The sequence below is a fragment of the Paracoccus sp. (in: a-proteobacteria) genome, from assembly GCF_030538695.1.
GTDB lineage: Bacteria > Pseudomonadota > Alphaproteobacteria > Rhodobacterales > Rhodobacteraceae > Paracoccus.
Genome location: NZ_JAUNTN010000051.1, coordinates 1 through 3783, shown reverse-complemented (window position 1 = coordinate 3783; position 3783 = coordinate 1). Strand labels below are relative to the sequence as shown.

General features: G+C 61.1%; 4 protein-coding genes and 1 pseudogene. 3 read left to right on the top strand and 2 right to left on the bottom strand.

Going from position 1 to position 3783, the window contains the following annotated elements:
* Nucleotides 1–192: 192 nt before the first annotated feature.
* Both Q4G24_RS16425 and Q4G24_RS16420 read left to right on the top strand, forming a co-directional pair.
* Nucleotides 193–273, top strand: a pseudogene (locus Q4G24_RS16425) (IS5/IS1182 family transposase); the annotation flags it as partial.
* A gap of 206 nt (nt 274–479) precedes the next feature.
* Nucleotides 480–1439 (top strand): IS110 family transposase, encoded by a 960-nt coding sequence (locus tag Q4G24_RS16420; RefSeq protein ID WP_303367614.1) that lies wholly within the window; start codon nt 480–482, stop codon nt 1437–1439.
* On the opposite strand, the gene Q4G24_RS16415 is transcribed toward Q4G24_RS16420, so the two are convergent.
* Both Q4G24_RS16415 and Q4G24_RS16410 read right to left on the bottom strand, forming a co-directional pair.
* Nucleotides 1412–1789, bottom strand: a complete 378-nt coding sequence (locus Q4G24_RS16415; RefSeq protein WP_303367613.1) for a hypothetical protein — start codon at nt 1787–1789, stop codon at nt 1412–1414. The genes Q4G24_RS16420 and Q4G24_RS16415 overlap by 28 nt on opposite strands.
* Nucleotides 1790–1911: 122 nt before the next feature.
* Nucleotides 1912–2379, bottom strand: a complete 468-nt coding sequence (locus Q4G24_RS16410) for an ATP-binding protein (protein ID WP_303367612.1) — start codon at nt 2377–2379, stop codon at nt 1912–1914.
* Nucleotides 2380–2676: 297 nt separating this feature from the next.
* Here Q4G24_RS16410 and trbB point away from each other — a divergent pair, with 297 nt between their 5' ends.
* A complete protein-coding gene (gene trbB / locus Q4G24_RS16405; RefSeq protein ID WP_303367611.1) occupies nt 2677–3660 on the top strand; it encodes a P-type conjugative transfer ATPase TrbB in 984 nt (327 codons plus the stop codon).
* Nucleotides 3661–3783 lie beyond the last annotated feature (123 nt).

Here is a 3783-nt window from a genome sequence, read left to right as displayed (position 1 = left end):
GCAATATGTAAGGCCCTGTTCGTGGCCGAACATACCCGCCATGCGGGGTGCGCCACCGGCCCCAGAAACCATCGTCGCGATGGACCAAAGGCTGGTCATGCACTAACAATCAAACTGGGCCACTCAGGTGGGGCTGATCAAAGGCACTTCTTCAACAGCCCCCAGTGGGCTGTTTTCTGATCCTCCTCATACATAGCAACCCGCTACGACCGCTGTCCAAAGGTCTTCCTGCCAGCCATCGCGCTGGCCGCACTCGTCATCTACTGGCTATGAAACTCAATGAGTCCTGACCCTTCTGTATCTGGGATCTGCTAAACTGGCCCCGTCACTGGCCCCGGCCAGGGTCAGTGACGGGGTGGTGCGCGACGTCTGACCCTTGTGGCATGACCACGCTTCTTAGCCTGTCGGCACCGCCTCTCTTCATCGTCTCGAACAGTTGATTGCGGCCTTGCAGGACCGCGCACCAGAAGGAAGAGAGCATGGACAATCCATCACATGGCCGCGTCATCAGCATAGATGTCAGCCGCGACTGGCTGGACCTTCATTGCCTACCCGACGGGCATCGCTGCAGAGTGGCCAATGATCCGGCAGGTCATGCTGCTGTAGCGGGCCTTGCCCGGGACAGAGTTGCCGTCGTTTGTTTCGAGGCGACTGGCGGCCAAGAACGGCAGCTCTGGGCGCTTCTGGAGTCGGAAGGTATCGTAGCCCGCCAGGTGCCCCCCGCGCGGGTCAAGGCGTTTGCGCAAAGCCGTGGCACACGCGCAAAGACCGACCGGATCGATGCCGAACTCATCGCCCGCTTCTTTGCCTTCCGACCTGAAGCGGGCCGAAGTCTTCCTGCGGAAAAGCCGCGCCTTCTCAGAGCTTTGACTTCCAGGCGAGCGCAGCTGGTCGAGATGCGCAAGCGACTGCTTGCCCAAATCCGCGCACATCAGAAATTGGGCACCGCTGCGATGTTCGAGGACGTCGACACCGAGTTGAAGCAACGGATCGACAGCCTGATCAAGGAACTGGAGGAAAGGATCGCCAAGGCCATCGCGAGCGATGATCACCTGTCGGAAATGGCCACCGTTCTCCGTTCCATCCCGGGGATCGGCCCGGTTGCCAGCACGATGCTGCTCGCCGAAATGCCCGAGATCGGCACCATCACCGGCGAAGAGGCTGCGGCACTTACGGGACTGGCCCCGGTCGCGCATGACAGCGGAACCCTTCGTGGGAAACGGGCCATCGCTGGAGGGCGCCGGAACCTGCGGCACGTGATGTTCCAGGCCGCACTAGTCGCGGCACATCATAACCCAAGCCTGAAATCCTTCGCAGATCGCCTCCGCAAGGCCGGAAAACCGCACAAGGTCATCATCACTGCCGTCGCCAGAAAGCTCGTCACCATCGCCAACGCCCTGTGCAAGAGCCGTCAGAAATGGACCGCCGCAACGGCGTGAGTGATACAGTTGCTGAAGAAACCACTGTCGAGAAGGGCCAAAGTTTCGGCATAGGACTGGTCTGCATCAGCAAAGGTGATTTCCGGTCCTTCCGCGTTGTTCCACGCAACAGAAGCCCATTCCTGAAGAAAGAACGGATAGCCTTTCGTGCGCTTGACGATCAGTTGTAGCGCATTCGGTGCGATATTGGCCTCTTCTTCCAGAATCGGCTTCTCGATGGCCTGAGTGGCAGCCACCGGATCCAGTGCACCGACTGCGGGATAGTGAAACAACCGCTCTGCATAGGATTTTGCCTCGCCAGCCAGGCGGGCAATCTGGGGAAGGCCCGCACCGACGAGCAGAACTGGCATACCGTCCTGAGCTATTCTGTGCAGGGCGACGATGAGTGCGGACAGATCCTGTTCAGAGAGGTATTGAACCTCATCTATCAGCAGAATCCACCCACGCTCCGCTGCCTGTGCAGCTTTGCCGATCAGTGCAAAAGTTCAGGCAGATCGTATCGCAGATCGCCGCTATCAGCCAATCCGGGCTCTGGTTCCACCGCGACCTCGACACCGGCAACCTCGATCTTGAATATCGCGGCAAAGTTTCGAAGCCCGCGAAGGCCGCGAGACGCGATCTGCTTCGCTGCCGCAATTCCAGACAGGGATCGCATCACCTTTCGCATTTCCGGATAGATGAGGCGGGCAAGGCTTTCGCCCTCGGGCGCTTCGACTTTCGAGACCAGCAACCCCTCCTGCTCGGCGATCCGGCAGATTTCATTGAGCAGAACGGTCTTGCCTGTGCCGCGCAGTCCCAGAAGCATGATCGAACGGGCACTTCTGCCGTTCATGGCCCGCCCGCAGGAAATCCTTGCGGCTTCGAGAATCGCGTCGCGACCTGCGAGTTCCGGGGGACGGCTTCCCGCACCGGGGGCGAAAGGGTTGCGATATGGGTCCATCGGGTTTCTTCTGCTCAGTCTGGTGCCTGACGATGTATAGCGAAGTCTAACTTTAAACGATAGGCTTTCCTAGATATCGCTAGTCATACACAGATTGGTTCTGTTCCAGTCGTGATGAATCACCGGGATCGGGTTTGAAGACTGGTTCAGCATCGGAGCCTATCCCCACCGTTTCTTTTCCTTCGCTACAGCCCTACGCCCGTCATTGCGCTGTTGCGCGCCCGCCTTTTCCGGCTTTCTTGATTGACCCTGATCCGGGGCCGTCCGTTGGCGGTCCGATGATGAGGCAGGGGTATCATGCAGGTGATGGGTCCGGAACGGGCGGTGCGGGAACGAGGAGCGCGGATGCTCCGAACTGCGCTTGGCCCCGCGATTGCCCGGTTTCTGGACGATCCCGGCATCATTGAGGTGATGCTGAACCCTGACGGGCGGCTCTGGATCGACCGGCTGAAAGAGGGTCTGGCGGATACCGGCGCGCGGCTCTCGCCCGAGGATGGCGAGCGCATCTTGCGGCTGGTCGCCCATCATGTCGGCACCGAGGTCCACGCCCGTGCGCCGCGTCTGTCGGCCGAACTGCCCGAGACCGGCGAACGCTTCGAAGGGCTGTTGCCGCCGGTGGTCACGGCACCGTCCTTTGCCATCCGCAAGCCCGCCATCGCCGTCTTTACGCTGAGCGATTACGTCACAAGCGGCATTATGTCCGCAGATCAGGCCAAGGCCTTGCGTGAGGCCGTCAACAGCCGTCAGAACATCCTCGTCGCGGGCGGCACCTCGACCGGCAAGACCACGCTGACCAATGCGCTGCTGGCTGAGGTCGCGGGATCGGACGACCGCGTGGTGCTGATCGAGGACACGCGCGAGCTGCAATGCGCTGCCTCCAATCTCATTGCGCTGCGCACCAAGGAGGGCGTGGCCACGCTTTCCGATCTGGTCCGCTCCGCCTTGCGCCTGCGCCCTGATCGCATCCCGATCGGCGAGGTGCGCGGCCCCGAGGCGCTTGATCTTATCAAGGCCTGGGGCACCGGCCATCCGGGCGGCATCGGCACCATCCATGCCGGTTCCGGCATCGGCGCATTGCGCCGGTTGGAACAGCTTATTCAGGAAGTCGTCGTCACGGTCCCCCGTGCCCTGATCGCCGAGACCATCGATCTGGTCGCGGTGCTGCAGGGCCGTGGCGCGGCCCGCAGGCTGGCGGAACTCGCCCGCGTCGAGGGTCTGGGCGCAGATGGCGATTATCACCTCACCCCTTTCATTCCGGTCCAGACAGGAGAATCTCCATGACCGTTCTTACCCGCACTTTGCGCAAACCTGCCCAACACATCGCCACGCTCGCCGCGATGAGCGTGGTCTGAGCTACTCCCCATCTCTTGGACAGGATCTGGCGTAATTTAAGCTACTCGTTGC

Bases quoted from the DNA above. Each gene is read 5' to 3' on its own strand.
- Q4G24_RS16410 (WP_303367612.1), bottom strand. From the start codon at position 2,379: ATGGACCCATATCGCAACCCTTTCGCCCCCGGTGCGGGAAGCCGTCCC.
- trbB (WP_303367611.1), top strand. From the start codon at position 2,677: ATGCAGGTGATGGGTCCGGAACGGGCGGTGCGGGAACGAGGAGCGCGG.
- Q4G24_RS16415 (WP_303367613.1), bottom strand. From the start codon at position 1,789: ATGCCAGTTCTGCTCGTCGGTGCGGGCCTTCCCCAGATTGCCCGCCTG.
- Q4G24_RS16420 (WP_303367614.1), top strand. From the start codon at position 480: ATGGACAATCCATCACATGGCCGCGTCATCAGCATAGATGTCAGCCGC.